We start from the raw sequence: 14,623 nt of genomic DNA, 5'->3' as shown, positions 1-14,623 counted from the left end.
AAGCCCCCTCCCACATGGGTTACTGCGCTGTCACGAGTTTCGTGTTTCGGACCCGCAAGCGGTAGGCCACATAGATAATCCCCACCCACACAGGCATCGCATACACCGACTCACGTATCCCTGGAATGGCCAGCATTACGCTGATGATCATCAGCATGAACGCCAGGCACAGGTAATTGCTGAACGGGAACCAGAAGGTCTTGAACGACGGCGTCACGCCTTGCTCACCCATGGCCTTGCGGAACTTGATGTGGGTGATGCTGATCAGCGCCCAGTTGATCATCAGCGAGGCAACCACCAGCGCGAACAGCAGCTCCAGGGCACTTTGCGGCGCGACGTAGTTGACCACCACGCACAGCAGGGTCACCGCCGCCGAAATTGCCAGCGCGCGCAACGGCACGCCTTGTTTGTTGAGCTTCATCAGCGCCTTGGGCGCGTCGCCTTGCTCGGCCAGGCCGAACAGCATGCGGCTGTTGCAGTACACGCCGCTGTTGTACACCGACAGCGCCGCGGTCAGCACCACGAAGTTGAGGATGTGCGCCGCGGTGTCATTGCCGATCAGCGAGAAGATCTGCACGAACGGGCTGCCGCTGTAGGCATCGCCTGAGGCGCCGAGGGTTTGCAGCAGTTGGTCCCACGGGTACAGCGACAGCAGCACGGTGAGGGCGCCGACATAGAAAATCAGGATCCGATACACCACCTGGTTGATCGCCTTCGGGATCACCTTGCGTGGCTCGCTGGCCTCGGCGGCGGTGATGCCCACCAGCTCCAGGCCACCGAACGAGAACATGATGAACGCCATGGACATCAACAGCCCCATGCCGCCGTTCGGGAAGAACCCACCGTGGCTCCACAGGTTGCTGACCGACGCCTGCGGGCCGCCGGTACCGCTGAACAGCAGGTAGCAGCCGAGCACGATCATGCCGACAATCGCCACCACCTTGATGATCGCGAACCAGAACTCGGCTTCGCCGAAGAACTTCACGTTCAGGGTGTTGATCAGGTTCACCGCAACGAAGAACACCAGCGCGCTGACCCAGGTCGGGATTTCCGGCCACCAGAACTGGATGTATTTGCCCACGGCCGTCAGTTCGGCCATGCCCACCAGCACGTAGAGCACCCAGTAGTTCCAGCCCGCCAGAAAGCCCGCGTAGCCGCCCCAGTATTTATGCGCAAAGTGGCTGAAGGAACCGGCCACCGGCTCTTCGACGATCATCTCGCCGAGCTGGCGCATGATCAGGAAGGCGATAAAACCGGCAATCGCGTAACCCAGGATCATCGACGGCCCCGCCGACTTGAGCACCCCGGCCGAGCCGAGGAACAACCCCGTACCGATCGCCCCTCCCAAGGCGATCAGTTGAATGTGCCGGTTTTTCAGGCCGCGCTTGAGGCCCACCGGGTTAACCATGTCATCCGCCATTAACGTTCCCTTCTACTTGTTTTTCTTAAGGGTGAGCGCAGGCCGCATCAGCCCCTCAGAAGTGCTGAGGGTCAGATATTACTCTGCGTAAACTTTTCGTAATACAGCTGAACGCCATCAAGTGCCTGATCCGCCAGCCATTGTTGGATCGATTCGACCATTGGCGGCGGGCCACACACATACATATCCGCCGATCTGTCCCGTAATTCGGCCAGGTCGAAATGTTCGGTGAGGTAGCCGCGCTTGCCGGTCCATTGCGCTGAGGCGTCGCTGAGCACTTCGGTGTAGCGAAAATTCGCGATCTTCGACGCATAGCCATTGATGCGCGCGGCTTCGCACAGGTCCTGCTCAGTGCGCACGCCATAGTAAAGGTGCACCGGTTGATCGCAGCCGCGGGCCACCAGCTCATCGAGCATACCCAGCAACGCCGACAACCCGGTGCCGCCAGCGACCAGCACCAGCGGTTGGGTGACGTGCCGCAGGTAGAACGCCCCCAGCGGCGCTTCCATCAACATCTCATCGCCCACCTGGCACCGTTCGCGCAGGTAGTTGCTCATCACTCCATCGGGCAACAGGCGCACCAGGAACTGCACTTGATTGCCCGGTAGGTTGGCGAAGGAATAGGAACGCCAGCTGTCGGTATCGGGCACCGCCAGCCGCGCGTATTGGCCCGGTAGAAAATCCAGCGCAGCGTCCACCTGCAGGCGCAGGATTGCCGTACCGGCCGACACCAACTGCACCTCGCTCACCGTGCCGCGCACCTGCACAGGCCCCGGCGCGTTGCACAGGCTCGAATCGAAGTCGAAGTAAAAGGTGGCGTCGGACTGCACCCGCGTCTGGCAACTGAGCATTTTGCGCTGTTGCACGTCGAGGCTCGACAGCGCTTCTTCGTCGACATAATCCTGGGTGTAATCGCCGGATTCGCAGCGCCCCTGACAGGTGCCGCACACGCCTTCGCGGCAGTCCAGCGGGATCTTGATGCCGTTGCGCAAGGCCGCGTCCAGCAGGATTTCATGGGCGCCCACCGGGAAGAACAAGGTCTTGCCGTCGGCGAAACTGAAGGCCACTTTGTGATTCATCCACAGTACTCCGTGGGTTAAGTGTGATCTTCTGTAGGAGCGAGCTTGCTCGCGAAAAACTCAAGTACACCGCGTGCATCCAGGCTGTCCGGCGTCATCGTTGAAGTTCTTCGCGAGCAAGCTCGCTCCTACAGGGGAATGCGCCAACGTCAAAGGTGATAGAAATCCAGCACCGAGTTGATGGTGTCGTTCAGCAATAACGCGTGCTTGCGGGTGATCAGCCAGCTGTCGCCGTGTGGCTTGAGGCGGTAAGTGGCCTGCCCGTAGAACTGCTCCGAGGTCGCCAACCGGTAGAACAGCGTGTGCCAATTCAACTTCACGTCCAGCTCGCCGCCCGCCAACTCGGCAATGCGCACGTTGTTGATCAGGTGCAGGGTGCGCGGCATCGGCGTGGCCGAGGCGGCCTTGCCGGTACGCAGGCGGAATACCCGGTCCTCCAGCCCTGAGCGGTTGGCGTAATAGATCAACGACATCTCGCGCTTGGGGTCCTGGGTGTAGACATGTTCGGAGTCCCATTGCGGCAGGTGGAATTCGCTCTGTGGGTCAAACAGTTGCACATAGGCATCCCAGTCCTGGGCGTCGCACAGTGCGGATTTGCGGTAGAAGAATTGCTCGATCTGGTACTGCAACTGCGCATTCATCACTTCACCTCCCGCAGTTTCAGCGCTTGCTGGTCCAGGCCGTTGAGCAGGAATTGCTGCCAGTTGCGGTGCTGGTTGACGTACAGGCCTTCGTGGGTGAATTCGGTGCCGGTCATGGCCGGCTGGATACCGATGGCTTCGCTGTTGGGTGTCGGCCCGGTCTGCCAGCGATGGCTGCCGCGCGAAATATCGCTCCAGCGCTCCAGGCGGCCCTGGAAACCGCGCTGGGCTTCGCGAAACTCCACCAGGTCATCCGGCGTGCCCATGCCAGACACATTGAAAAAGTCCTCGAACTGGCGAATACGGTTTTCGCGGTCGGTGTCGGACTCGTGCTTCACCCCCAGGCACTGGCTGATGATCTCGGTCTTGTTCCACGCCAGCGGGCGGATGATGCGCAGTTGGGAGCTGATCTGGTCGAGAAAGAACAGGCTCGGGTAGATATTCAGGTTGCGCAGGCGGTGCATCATCCATTCGGCCTTCTGCTGGCCGTGTTCGGCCACCAGGCGCGGCATGATGGTGGCGTAGCCGGAACGCACGCTGGGGTTGGGCATGTCGCTGAACAACAGGCTGTGGCCGTTATTGAACGCAAACCAGCCGTCGTCGGTATTGGCGTCGCCGGCGCCGAGCTTGCTGTAGTCCAGGGTGGTGCCGGCACTGGCGCCGTTTTCGCTGTTCACCTGCTGGCGATGCTGCACCGTGGCCACGTAGTTATAGTGCACGGTGCTGACGTGATAACCGTCCAGGCCGTTTTCGTTCTGCAGCTTCCAGTTGCCGTCGTAGGTGTAGGCGGACTTGCCCGGCAGCACCTCCAATTCACCCGTTGCAGATTGCGCCACCATCATGTCGAAGAACACTTTGGCATCGCCAAGGAAGTCTTCCAGGCTGTCGGTTCCGTTCACGTCGAGGCTGATAAATACAAAGCCCTTGTAGCTGTCGATGCGCGCCTTTTTCAGGCCGCGGGTGGCTTTGTCGAAACCCTCAGGATATTCCCCCGGCGCCTTGACCTTCACCAAGCGGCCATCGCTTTTGTAGCACCAGGCGTGGAACGGGCAGGTGAACGTGGACTGGTTGCCCTTGCCCACGCGGGTGAGGGTGGTGCCGCGATGCTGGCAGGCATTGATCAGCGCGTTAAGCCGGCCTTCGCCGTCGCGGGTGATGATCATCGGCTGGCGCCCGGCGCGCATTGTCACGAAATCGTGGTTATTGGCCAGTTCGCTTTCGTGGCAGGCGTAGATCCAGTTCTTCTCGAAGATCAGTTCCATTTCCAGGTCGAACAGTTCGGGCTCGGTGAACATGTCGCGGGCAATGCGGAACACTTCATCGGCCGGGCGAAAGTCCAGGCAACTTTCGATAAAGGTTTTCCACTGCTCGACGTTTCTTGCACCACTCATGGGAGGCACCTTGTTTGATCAGGGCTAATCGGTGGTTCATTAGAGGCAGCGGTGCAGGGTGCGGGCTATCCGCTTAATCGGGGAAGATGGGCCGCAAAGTTGGGCGGCAAATACCCAACCCGGTGCGCAGCGGTGACGTGATGCGCTACTGTCATTGCGGGTAAGGGCCGAAAACAGCCGGGCGTTATCCACTTAGTCGACCTTTGCTATCCACCCAGTGAGCACTGCGCTGGCGTGGCGTGGAATTTGCTGTCGAACCCTGACGACGCGCCGCCAGAGCGCGCAAACGCCTGACCGCCGTGGGTGCACCTGATGAATAGCCAGACACGCGATATCCGTATTCAACGCTTCGACCTGGAGGGTGCCTGCAGCTGGATGTGCGGCATCTGCGGGCCCCATCGTTTGGCGACGGCCACGCCGGAACGCCTGCGTTTTCACCACAGCGCCAATGTGTTCAAGTCCCGCGCCACCACCCTGGGCGTGATCGAATACGGCACCGACGTGACCATCGACATCGAAGACGCCGAGCACTTCAGCAGCTACAGCCTGAGCCTGCCGTTGATCGGCGAACAGGAGCTGAGCAAGAACGGTGAGCGCCTGAGCTCCAACCGCGACCAGGGGGTGATCATTGCGCCCAACGAGCATCAGGTGCTGGCAATTTCCGGTGACTGCCGCAAGTTGCAGGTGGTGATCACACGCGCGGCCATGAGCGAGTCGCTGGAAGGTTTGCTGCAACGGCCGATCGAGGCGCCGCTGCGCTTCGAACCGGTGATGGACGCGGTGGACGGCGCCCCGGCCTCGTGGTGGCGCATGGCGCGCTACTTCATTGCCGAGTTTGAGCACCGTAGCGAGTTGTACGAGCAAGCGGCGTTTACCCGGGATCTGGAAAGCTCGCTGATCAAGGGCTTGATCCTGGCCCAGCCGAACAACTACTCCGAAGAACTGCGCGACGTGTTGGGCGTGAAGTTGCCGCACTACCTGATCCGGGCGCGCCAGTACCTGCACGAGAATGCGCGCGAGGCGGTGCACCTGGAAGACCTGGAGGCGGTGGCCGGCGTGTCGCGCTTCAAGCTGTTCGATGCGTTTCGCAAATACTTCGCGCTGTCGCCCATGGCGTATTTGAAGAAGCACCGGCTGGTGGCGGTGCGTCAGGAAATCCTCGAACAGGGTGCCACGCGTACCATCTCCGAAATCGCCCTGGGCTGGGGCTTTACCCACTTGGGACGGTTTTCGGCGGAGTACCGCAAACTGTTCGATGAGTCTCCCAGCCAAACCCTGCAACGCAAGCGCCTGCGCAGTCTCTAGGGCAATGAAGATTCAATGTGGGAGGGGGCTTGCCCCCGATTGCGGTGTATCAGTGACAGATGTGCTGCCTGACCCACCGCCATCGGGAGCAAGCCCCCTCCCACATTGGAATTGTGGTGTTTGCAAGGTTTCACAGCAGCTCTTCAACCAGTTGCAGGCAATGACTGAGCCCCGGCGATTGATCATTCACCCGTCGGCTGAGAATGATCGGCGAGGTCGCGGTGGCTTCCACAATCGGCGTATAGCCGATATCCGCCCGGTGCAGCACCTGCACCGACGCCGGTACCAGCGTCACACCCATGCCGGCGCCCACCAGGCCGATAGCGGTCTGCAGCTCGTTGGTCCACTGCGCCACGTCAAGGCTCAGGCCATGGGCGTCGAACAATGCGATCACGTGGTCGGCGTAGCTGGGTCGCGGGTTGCCGGGGTAGAGCACAAAGGGTTCGGCGGCCAATTGCGCAAGGCTCGCGGGCGCACCGAGCAATGGGTGACCGCTGGGCAACACCGCCACCAGTCGGTCTTGCACCAATACGCGCTGGACGATGGCCGGGTCGTCGATGCGGATCCGCCCGAAGCCCACATCGATGCGCCCCGCCTTGAGGGCTTCGACCTGCTGCACGGTGGTCATCTCCGACAAGCCCAGTTCCAACGCCAGCGACTCATGGGTGCGCAGCCGCCGAATCAGTTCCGGCAGCACGCCGTACAAGGTCGACGGCGCAAAGCCGATGCCCAGCCAGGTCTTCTCGCCCAGGCCGATGCGCCGGGTGTTGTCGCACACCGTGCCCAATTGCTCGAGCAGCACATTGGCGTGCTCATAGAAAAACCGCCCGGCCTCGGTCAGCCGCAGCGGCCGGCCGCGTTCGAGCAGCACCACGCCCAATTCGTCTTCCAATTGCTGGATCTGCCGACTCAACGGCGGCTGGGCGATGTGCAGGCGTTCGGCGGCACGGGTGAAGTTGAGGGTCTGCCCCAGCATCTGGAAATAGCGCAGGTGACGCAGTTCCATGTTGGCTCCTTTAATACCTTCAAGGTATTGAACCAGACCAATTCTATATTGGAACCCTCTAACCACGCAGCACAGAATCGACGCAAACCTATAAAGAACCCAACGGGTATTGCCATGCCGATTTGCCCCATCGAGTCGATCGAAACGATCATCGTCGATCTGCCTACTATCCGCCCGCACACGCTGGCGATGCACACCATGCAAAACCAGACTCTGGTGATCATCCGCCTGCGTTGCGCCGATGGCATCGAGGGTATCGGTGAGTCCACCACCATCGGCGGCCTGAGCTATGGCAACGAGAGCCCCGAGAGCATCAAGGTCAATATCGACCGGCACTTCGCGCCGCTGCTGATCGGCCAGGACGCGAGCAATATCAACGCCGCCATGTTGCGCCTGGAGCGCAGCATCCGCGGCAACACCTTCGCCAAGTCGGGGATCGAAAGCGCGTTGCTCGATGCCCTCGGCAAGCGCCTGAACCTGCCGGTCAGCGCACTGCTCGGCGGGCGCGTGCGCGATGCCTTGCCGGTGGCCTGGACCCTGGCCAGCGGCAACACCGCTCAGGACATTGCCGAGGCCGAGAAGATGCTCGACCTGCGCCGCCATCGCGTCTTCAAATTGAAGATCGGCGCCGGTGCAGTCGAGCGTGACCTGGCCCACGTACTCGCGATCAAGCGCGCGCTGGGTGAGCGCGCCAGTGTGCGCGTCGATGTCAACCAGGCCTGGGACGAGGCCGTGGCCCTGCGCGCCTGCCAGGTGCTGGGAGACAGCGGTATCGACCTGATCGAACAGCCGATCTCGCGCAACAACCGAGGCGGCATGGCGCGGCTGAACCTGTCGAGCCCGGCGCCGATCATGGCCGATGAATCCATTGAATGCGTCGAGGATGCCTTCAACCTGGCCCGCGAAGGCGCGGCCTCGGTGTTCGCCCTAAAGATCGCCAAGAACGGCGGCCCGCGTGCGGTATTGCGCACGGCAGCGATTGCCGAAGCGGCGGGCATCGGCCTCTACGGCGGCACCATGCTCGAAGGCGGCATCGGCACGCTGGCCTCGGCACACGCGTTCCTAACGCTGAACAAGCTGGCGTGGGGCACCGAACTGTTCGGCCCGTTGCTGCTCACCGAAGACATCCTCACCGAGCCGCTGCTGTATCGCGACTTCGAGCTGCATGTCTCCACCGCGCCGGGCCTGGGCCTGGCGATCGATGAAGAGCGCCTGGCGTTCTTCCGTCGGGATAAACACTAAGAGGCGCCTGCCATGTTGTTCCACGTAAAAATGACCGTGAACCTGCCGCTCGACATGCCCCCCGAGCGCGCCGCCAGCCTCAAGGCCGAAGAAAAAGCCCTGGCCCGGCACCTGCAACAAGAGGGCAAATGGCGCCACCTGTGGCGCATCGCCGGGCACTACGCCAACTACAGCGTGTTCGATGTCGAGAGCGTGCAAGACCTGCATGACACGCTGATGCAACTGCCGTTGTTTCCCTATATGACCATTGAAGTGAATGCGCTGTGTCGGCACCCGTCGTCGATCCATGACGACGACCGCTGAGCCTTTTTTGCACCCGATAATTACAAGATGAGGATTGCACCATGTCCATCCGACTGTCCCAGACGGCCCACGCCCAGCAGTTTCTCGAACAAGCCAGCGGCAATCTCAATGATGGCGGCAACCCGCGCACCAAGGCGCTGATCTACCGGATCCTGCGCGACACCGTGAACATCATCGAAGACCTGGAAGTGACCCCGCAAGAGTTCTGGAAGGCGGTCAACTACCTCAACGAACTGGGCAAACACCAGGAAGCCGGCTTGCTCGCCGCCGGGCTGGGCCTGGAGCATTACCTGGACCTGTTGATGGACGCCGCCGACATCGAAGCCGGCAAATCCGGTGGCACGCCGCGCACCATCGAAGGCCCGCTGTACGTGGCCGGTGCGCCGTTGTCCAAGTACGAAGCGCGCCTGGATGATGGCACGGACGATGCCGTGCCGCTGTTCATGCGCGGGCAGGTGCGCGACACCGACGGCAAGCCGTTGGCGGGGGCGATTGTCGATGTGTGGCAGGCCAATACCGGCGGCACGTATTCGTGGTTCGACCCGACGCAATCGGAGTTCAACCTGCGCCGACGCATCGAGACCGACGCCCAGGGCAACTACCGTTTTCGCAGCATCGTGCCGTCCGGCTACGGCTGCCCGCCGACCGGGCCGACCCAGCAGCTGCTCGACCAATTGGGGCGTCACGGGCAGCGTCCGGCGCACATTCACTTCTTCATCTCGGCGCCGGGTCATCGGCACCTGACCACCCAGATCAACCTGTCGGACGACCCGTACCTGCATGATGACTTTGCCTACGCCACGCGCGATGAATTGATCGCCGAAATTCGCTTCAGTGACGACCCGCAACTGGCGCGGGAGTTTGGCGTGGAGGGGCGGTTTGCGCAGATTGATTTTGACTTTGAATTGCAGCCAGCCACGGCGCCGATAGAGCAGCAGCGCATGCAGCGAGTCCGAGCCCTCGAGGACTGAACGCGGTCAAAAAAATGTGGGAGGGGGCTTGCTCCCGATGGCGGCGTGTCAGTTGACCTATTAGTAACTGACACACCGCTATCGGGAGCAAGCCCCCTCCCACATTTGAACTTTGTTGCAGGTGCTATTTGCGAATAACCAGATCCAGCACCTCATCCCGATCCTTGATCTTCTGCAGCACAATCTCCGAACGGATATCCATCACCCCCGCCGTGCGGTTCAGGTGGTTCACGATAAAGTCCGAAAAGTGCTTGAGGTTGCGCGCCTGTACCCGCAGCACATAGTTGCTGGCGCCAGTGATCACATAGGCACTGGCCACCTCCGGCCAGCCCTGCACTTTCTGGATGAACGTCTCATGCCAGTCTTCCACATCCTGGCGCAACGACAGGTGCACGATGGCTTCCAGCTCAATGCCCAACTGCTCGGTATTGAGCACCGCGCGATATCCACTGATGACGCCTTCGCTCTCCAGCAGGCGCAAACGGCGCAGGCAGGCGGAGGGCGACAGCGCGACTTTTTCCGCCAGCTCCTGGTTGCTGATACGGCCATCCTGTTGCAGGAAATGCAGGAGGCGCAGGTCGGTGGCGTCAAGAATCATGGTTGGCATAAATCCGCGTGTTTGCAGGTTAAATTCGAATTTCCTACAGCTTAAATAGCCCTTCGCCCACCACTTTGCACGAAAATTCTCTAAAAGTTCGTTCATTATTTGCTGCATATTCCCGATAAAAACCAGGACCACCCATGACCACTCGAAGCCATTGCCAGGCCCTTGATACTCAGGACGCGCTGGCGCCATTGCGCCGCGAATTTGCCTTGCCCGAGGACGTGATCTACCTCGACGGCAACTCCCTGGGCGCGCGCCCGGTGGCGGCGTTGGCACGGGCGCAACAGGTGATCGCGCAGGAGTGGGGCGATGGCTTGATTCGCAGCTGGAACAGCGCGGGCTGGGCGGATCTGTCCCAGCGCCTGGGCAATCGCCTGGCGCCACTGATCGGTGCGCGGGAGGGCGAAGTGGTGATCACCGATACCACCTCCATCAACCTGTTCAAAGTCCTCAGCGCCGCGCTGACCGTGCAGCGCCAGCGCCAGCCGGCGCGCAAGGTGATCGTCAGCGAAGCGAGCAACTTTCCCACCGACCTGTACATCGCCGAGGGTCTCGCCGAGTTGCTGCAGCAGGGTTACTCGTTGCGCCTGGTCAACAGCCCGGACGAACTGCCCCAGGCCGTCGATGAGGACGTGGCGGTGGTGATGCTTACCCACGTCAACTACAAGACCGGTTACATGTACGACATGCGTGCGCTCACTGCCTTGAGCCATGAATGCGGCGCGCTGAGCATCTGGGACCTGGCGCATTCGGCGGGCGCGGTGCCCATCGACCTGCACGCGGCCGGCGCCGATTATGCGATTGGCTGCACCTACAAATACCTCAATGGCGGCCCCGGCTCCCAGGCGTTCGTGTGGGTCAACCCGGCGTTGGTGGACCTGGTGCGCCAGCCGCTGTCGGGCTGGTTCGGGCATACCCGCCAATTCGCCATGGAATCCAACTATGCGCCGAGCGCCGGCATCGCCCGCTACCTGTGCGGCACCCAGCCGATCACCTCGCTGGCCATGGTCGAGTGCGGCCTGGAGATTTTCGAGCGTACCGATATGAGCAGCCTGCGCAGCAAATCCCTGGCCTTGACCGACCTGTTTATCGCCCTGGTCGAAGCACGCTGTGCGGCCCATGACCTGGTGCTGATCACACCCCGTGAACATTCCCGGCGCGGCAGCCATGTCAGCTTCGAACACCCGCAAGGCTATGCAGTGATCCAGGCCCTGATCGCCCGCGGTGTGATCGGCGACTACCGCGAACCACGCATCATGCGCTTCGGTTTTACCCCGCTGTACACACGCTTTACCGACGTATGGGACGCCGTGGAAATCCTCGCTGACATTCTCGACAACGCCACCTGGGACCAGCCGCAATTCAAGGTTCGCCATAGCGTCACTTAAAGATAACGCCGATCAAATGTGGGAGGGGGCTTGCTCCCGATAGCAGTGTGTCAGTAGGCATATCAGTGACTGACACACTGCTATCGGGAGCAAGCCCCCTCCCACAGGGGATCTGTGGCAACAGCAGCAATCACAATAATAAAAGGGGCACATCACGTGACCACGCCAGACAACGGCTTTGCAGACATTACCCACCGCGAACTGGGCCTGAGGCGCCAGCTCACTTCGGGCCAGATGAGCATGATCGCCATCGGCGGCGCTATCGGGACCGGACTGTTCATGGGCAGCGCCTACGCCATCGGCTATGCCGGGCCCAGCGTGTTGCTGAGCTACGCCATCGGGGCGTTGATTACCTTGATATTGATGGGGTGCCTGGCGGAGATGACGGTGGCCCATTCCACCTCCGGCTCCTTTGGTGCCTACGCCGAGTTCTACATCAGCCCGCTGGCCGGGTTCCTGGTGCGTTACGCCTACTGGGCGGCGATTGTGTTGGCGGTGGGCGCCGAGGTCACGGCGGTGGCGATGTACATGAAGTACTGGTTCGCCAACGTGCCGGAGTGGGTGTGGATCGTGTCGTTTTCCAGCGTGCTGATCCTGCTCAATGCGATCAGCGTGAAGACCTTCGGCACCTTCGAATACTGGTTTTCCACCATCAAGATCGGCGCCATTGTTGGCTTCATCATCTTGGCGGTGTACGTGGTGTTCGGCTCCGGCAATCCGGATTACGGCGTGCACAACTACACGGCCCACGGCGGGTTTTTCCCCCATGGGTTAAGCGGTATGTGGGTGGCGGTGATCGTGTCGATCTTCAGCTATTTGAGCGTGGAAATGATCGCGGTGGCGGCCGGCGAAGCCGCCGACCCGGAGCGGGCGGTGAAGAAAGCCTTTCGCGCGACCATCGTGCGCCTGGTGGTGTTCTACCTGCTGACCCTGGCGCTGATGCTCGCCATCGTGCCGTGGAACCAGGCCGGCCAAGCCCAGAGCCCGTTCGTCACGGTGATGCAGACCATCGGCATTCCCGGCGCCACCGGAGTGATGAATTTCGTGATCCTGATCGCGGCGTTGTCGGCGATGAACAGCCAGCTCTACATCACCACGCGCATGATGTTCAGCCTGTCCCGCGCAGGCTTTGCGCCCAAGTCCATGGGCGCGTTGAGCAAGAGCGGCATCCCGCTCAATGCCTTGCTGCTGTCCAGCTCCGGTATCGCCTTGGCGACCTTGCTCAACCTGGTGTACCCGGAAAGCTCGTTCACGCTGATGATGGCGATCTCGATGTTCGGCGCGATCTTCACCTGGTTCATGATCTTCCTCACGCACCTGTTTTTTCGGCGCTACCGCAAGCGCCACGGCGGGGCGAAGTTGTCCTTCGAGCTGCGCCTGTTTCCTTACAGCACACTGTTGGGCCTGGTGCTGATGGGCGCGGTGATGATCACCACGTATTTTACTGAGGCATTCAAGATGACCCTGGTGTTTGGCGTGCCGTTCCTGCTGATCCTGAGCGCGGTGTACTACGGGTTTTTCCGCAAGGGCAGGGCCAAGGCATCGAATAAGGCCCTGGCATAACCCGGCAGGTGGTCGAACGAGCGTGCGCAGAGCAGCAAGTGGCGACAGGCCCAATCCTCCTTGAGCGGCTGGGCCTTGATGCGAACGTCCGGCGGCCAGCGGTCCAGGGCGGCCTTGGGCACAATGCCCAGGCCCGCGCCCCGGGCGACCATGCGAATCACCCCATCGAAACCCTCGGCGCGGATCCGCGTTTGCAGGCGAAACCCCGCATGCAGCGCCTGTTCCTCCAGGTACACCGCTAACGCACTGCTGGCGGCGAGGCCGACGTAGTCGTGTTGCAGGCTGTCGATGAAACTCACCGTGCCGGCTGCCAGCGGATGCTCCACGGGCATGATCAGCACCAGCGGATCGTCATGGAAGGGCAGGGTCTGCAGGCCGGAGGTGTCGACCGCATCGGAGATGATCCCCAGGTCGGCCGTGCCTTGGCGCAGGGCTTGGGTGATCCGCAGGCTGGGCAGCTCCTGCAGGTCGATATCGAGGTTGGGATGCGCGCACAGAAAGTCTGCCAATCGCTCCGGCAGGTATTCGCTCAGGGCCGTGGTATTGCACAGCAGGCGCACCTGGCCTTTGACGCCGTTGGCGTATTCAGCCAGGTCTTGTTGCAGATGCTCGGCCTGTTGCAGCAGCAGGCGGGCGTGGCGGCCCAGGGCTTTGCCGGCGGGTGTCGGGGTGACGCCACGGCGGCCACGCTCCAGGCATTCGACGCCCAGTGAAGCCTCCATCGCCCGAATGCGTGCGCTGGCGGCGGCCAGGGATAAATGGCTGCGGGCGGCGCCGGCGGTGATGTTGCCGGCGTCCAGTATGTGCAGGTAGAGGCGCAGGTCGATCAGGTCAAAGTGCATGCTCAAGATTTCCTCTGCCTCACACAAAACAAGAGGCTGCCTCAGTATATGGCGAATTTCCAACGGTTCATCCACACCGCACACTTACGTCATGACGACTTTACTGGCTTTCTACCAAACCCTCGGCCCGGCCCTGACACTGCTGGTGATCGGCACTTTCCTGCTGGCCGGCACGGTGAAGGGCGTGATCGGCCTGGGCCTGCCCACCGTGGCCATGGGCATGCTCGGCCTGGCTATGTTGCCGACACAGGCTGCGGCGTTACTGATCATCCCTTCGACGGTCACCAACCTCTGGCAACTGGCGTTGGGCGGTCACCTGGGCACCTTGCTCAAGCGCCTGTGGCCGATGCTGTTGCTGATTTTTCTCGGTGCCGGCCTGGGCACGCTGTGGCTGGGCATGGACGCTGGGGCGTGGATGGTGCGCGCGTTGGGCGGGGCGTTGCTGCTGTATGCGGTGAGTGGATTATGCCTGCCTACTTTCCAGGTCGGGCCGCGAACCGAGCGCTGGTTGGGCCCGTTGTGTGGGCTGATCACGGGCTTCATTACCTCGGTCACCGGCGTGTTTGTGATTCCTGCGGTGCCGTATCTGCAAGCATTAGGTTTGGGCCGTGATCAGTTGGTGCAGGCGCTGGGGCTGTCGTTCAGCGTGTCGACCCTGGCGTTGGCCGCCGGGCTGGCCTGGCGCGGTGCACTCGGCGGCGGTGAAGTCGGTGCATCGTTGTTGGCGCTGGTGCCGGCCTTGCTGGGAATGTGGTTGGGCCAGGCGCTACGCCAGCGCATCAGTGCGCTGTGGTTCAAGCGGGTTTTTTTCACCGGCATGGCGCTGTTGGGCGGTCATTTGTTGCTGAGTGGTCAATAATGAGCCCGA

14 protein-coding genes are annotated in these 14,623 nt (G+C 61.6%); 7 read left to right on the top strand and 7 right to left on the bottom strand.

The window, feature by feature from the left end:
• Window positions 1-19: 19 nt before the first annotated feature.
• The 4 genes from C4J92_RS22200 to antA form a co-directional block, all read right to left on the bottom strand.
• Window positions 20-1,420 (bottom strand): amino acid permease, encoded by a 1,401-nt coding sequence (locus C4J92_RS22200; protein ID WP_124405274.1) that lies wholly within the window; start codon window positions 1,418-1,420, stop codon window positions 20-22.
• Between the two features lie 71 nt (window positions 1,421-1,491).
• Window positions 1,492-2,499 (bottom strand): anthranilate 1,2-dioxygenase electron transfer component AntC, encoded by a 1,008-nt coding sequence (gene antC / locus C4J92_RS22195; protein ID WP_124405273.1) that lies wholly within the window; start codon window positions 2,497-2,499, stop codon window positions 1,492-1,494.
• Window positions 2,500-2,648: 149 nt separating this feature from the next.
• Window positions 2,649-3,140: an anthranilate 1,2-dioxygenase small subunit gene (antB, locus tag C4J92_RS22190; RefSeq protein WP_124405272.1), complete on the bottom strand. Its 492-nt coding sequence runs from the start codon at window positions 3,138-3,140 to the stop codon at window positions 2,649-2,651.
• Window positions 3,140-4,531, bottom strand: coding sequence for an anthranilate 1,2-dioxygenase large subunit (gene antA, locus C4J92_RS22185; RefSeq protein WP_124405271.1), 1,392 nt, complete (start codon window positions 4,529-4,531; stop codon window positions 3,140-3,142). The genes antB and antA overlap by 1 nt, the downstream gene beginning before the upstream one ends.
• A 312-nt stretch (window positions 4,532-4,843) precedes the next feature.
• Between antA and C4J92_RS22180 the strand changes: the two genes are divergently transcribed.
• Window positions 4,844-5,836, top strand: a complete 993-nt coding sequence (locus tag C4J92_RS22180) for a helix-turn-helix domain-containing protein (RefSeq protein ID WP_124405270.1) — start codon at window positions 4,844-4,846, stop codon at window positions 5,834-5,836.
• Between the two features lie 130 nt (window positions 5,837-5,966).
• Here the strand turns inward: C4J92_RS22180 and C4J92_RS22175 are convergent, their stop codons facing one another.
• Window positions 5,967-6,842 carry a LysR family transcriptional regulator gene (locus tag C4J92_RS22175; protein ID WP_124405269.1) on the bottom strand — a complete coding sequence of 292 codons (876 nt, stop codon included), beginning with the start codon at window positions 6,840-6,842 and terminating at the stop codon, window positions 5,967-5,969.
• Window positions 6,843-6,956: 114 nt separating this feature from the next.
• On the opposite strand from C4J92_RS22175, the gene C4J92_RS22170 reads away from it, so the two are divergent.
• The 3 genes from C4J92_RS22170 to catA are packed head-to-tail and all read left to right on the top strand — an operon-like array spanning window position 6,957 to window position 9,358.
• Window positions 6,957-8,084, top strand: coding sequence for a muconate cycloisomerase family protein (locus C4J92_RS22170; RefSeq protein WP_124405268.1), 1,128 nt, complete (start codon window positions 6,957-6,959; stop codon window positions 8,082-8,084).
• Window positions 8,085-8,096: 12 nt separating this feature from the next.
• Window positions 8,097-8,387, top strand: a complete 291-nt coding sequence (catC, locus tag C4J92_RS22165) for a muconolactone Delta-isomerase (RefSeq protein ID WP_124405267.1) — start codon at window positions 8,097-8,099, stop codon at window positions 8,385-8,387.
• A 41-nt stretch (window positions 8,388-8,428) separates the two neighbouring features.
• A complete protein-coding gene (catA, locus tag C4J92_RS22160) occupies window positions 8,429-9,358 on the top strand; it encodes a catechol 1,2-dioxygenase (RefSeq protein WP_124405266.1) in 930 nt (309 codons plus the stop codon).
• 124 nt (window positions 9,359-9,482) lie between these two features.
• Here the strand turns inward: catA and C4J92_RS22155 are convergent, their stop codons facing one another.
• Window positions 9,483-9,956, bottom strand: coding sequence for an Lrp/AsnC family transcriptional regulator (locus C4J92_RS22155; RefSeq protein WP_124405265.1), 474 nt, complete (start codon window positions 9,954-9,956; stop codon window positions 9,483-9,485).
• Between the two features lie 143 nt (window positions 9,957-10,099).
• Here C4J92_RS22155 and kynU point away from each other — a divergent pair, with 143 nt between their 5' ends.
• Both kynU and C4J92_RS22145 read left to right on the top strand, forming a co-directional pair.
• The gene (gene kynU / locus C4J92_RS22150; protein ID WP_124405264.1) at window positions 10,100-11,350 is read left to right on the top strand and encodes a kynureninase; all 1,251 of its coding nucleotides are present in this window, start codon (window positions 10,100-10,102) and stop codon (window positions 11,348-11,350) included.
• A 156-nt stretch (window positions 11,351-11,506) separates the two neighbouring features.
• Complete coding sequence (locus C4J92_RS22145; RefSeq protein WP_124405263.1) at window positions 11,507-12,913, top strand: amino acid permease; 1,407 nt, start codon at window positions 11,507-11,509, stop codon at window positions 12,911-12,913.
• On the opposite strand, the gene C4J92_RS22140 is transcribed toward C4J92_RS22145, so the two are convergent.
• Window positions 12,859-13,755 carry a LysR substrate-binding domain-containing protein gene (locus C4J92_RS22140; protein WP_124405262.1) on the bottom strand — a complete coding sequence of 299 codons (897 nt, stop codon included), beginning with the start codon at window positions 13,753-13,755 and terminating at the stop codon, window positions 12,859-12,861. The two genes, C4J92_RS22145 and C4J92_RS22140, sit on opposite strands and share 55 nt — an antisense overlap.
• A 91-nt stretch (window positions 13,756-13,846) precedes the next feature.
• Between C4J92_RS22140 and C4J92_RS22135 the strand changes: the two genes are divergently transcribed.
• Entirely contained in the window at window positions 13,847-14,614 is a 768-nt protein-coding gene (locus C4J92_RS22135; protein WP_124405261.1) for a sulfite exporter TauE/SafE family protein, read from the top strand.
• Window positions 14,615-14,623: the final 9 nt, after the last annotated feature.

The sequence above is a fragment of the Pseudomonas sp. R3-18-08 genome, from assembly GCF_003852065.1.
GTDB lineage: Bacteria > Pseudomonadota > Gammaproteobacteria > Pseudomonadales > Pseudomonadaceae > Aquipseudomonas.
Note: the sequence above shows the minus strand (reverse complement) of the source record. Positions and strands in the feature narration are given on the sequence as shown.

Coding starts and splice junctions, on each gene's coding strand:
- antC (WP_124405273.1), bottom strand. CDS start 2,499: ATGAATCACAAAGTGGCCTTCAGTTTCGCCGACGGCAAGACCTTGTTC.
- C4J92_RS22170 (WP_124405268.1), top strand. CDS start 6,957: ATGCCGATTTGCCCCATCGAGTCGATCGAAACGATCATCGTCGATCTG.
- C4J92_RS22135 (WP_124405261.1), top strand. CDS start 13,847: ATGACGACTTTACTGGCTTTCTACCAAACCCTCGGCCCGGCCCTGACA.
- C4J92_RS22175 (WP_124405269.1), bottom strand. CDS start 6,842: ATGGAACTGCGTCACCTGCGCTATTTCCAGATGCTGGGGCAGACCCTC.
- kynU (WP_124405264.1), top strand. CDS start 10,100: ATGACCACTCGAAGCCATTGCCAGGCCCTTGATACTCAGGACGCGCTG.
- antB (WP_124405272.1), bottom strand. CDS start 3,140: ATGAATGCGCAGTTGCAGTACCAGATCGAGCAATTCTTCTACCGCAAA.
- C4J92_RS22155 (WP_124405265.1), bottom strand. CDS start 9,956: ATGATTCTTGACGCCACCGACCTGCGCCTCCTGCATTTCCTGCAACAG.
- C4J92_RS22140 (WP_124405262.1), bottom strand. CDS start 13,755: ATGCACTTTGACCTGATCGACCTGCGCCTCTACCTGCACATACTGGAC.
- antA (WP_124405271.1), bottom strand. CDS start 4,531: ATGAGTGGTGCAAGAAACGTCGAGCAGTGGAAAACCTTTATCGAAAGT.
- C4J92_RS22180 (WP_124405270.1), top strand. CDS start 4,844: ATGAATAGCCAGACACGCGATATCCGTATTCAACGCTTCGACCTGGAG.
- catA (WP_124405266.1), top strand. CDS start 8,429: ATGTCCATCCGACTGTCCCAGACGGCCCACGCCCAGCAGTTTCTCGAA.
- C4J92_RS22200 (WP_124405274.1), bottom strand. CDS start 1,420: ATGGCGGATGACATGGTTAACCCGGTGGGCCTCAAGCGCGGCCTGAAA.
- catC (WP_124405267.1), top strand. CDS start 8,097: ATGTTGTTCCACGTAAAAATGACCGTGAACCTGCCGCTCGACATGCCC.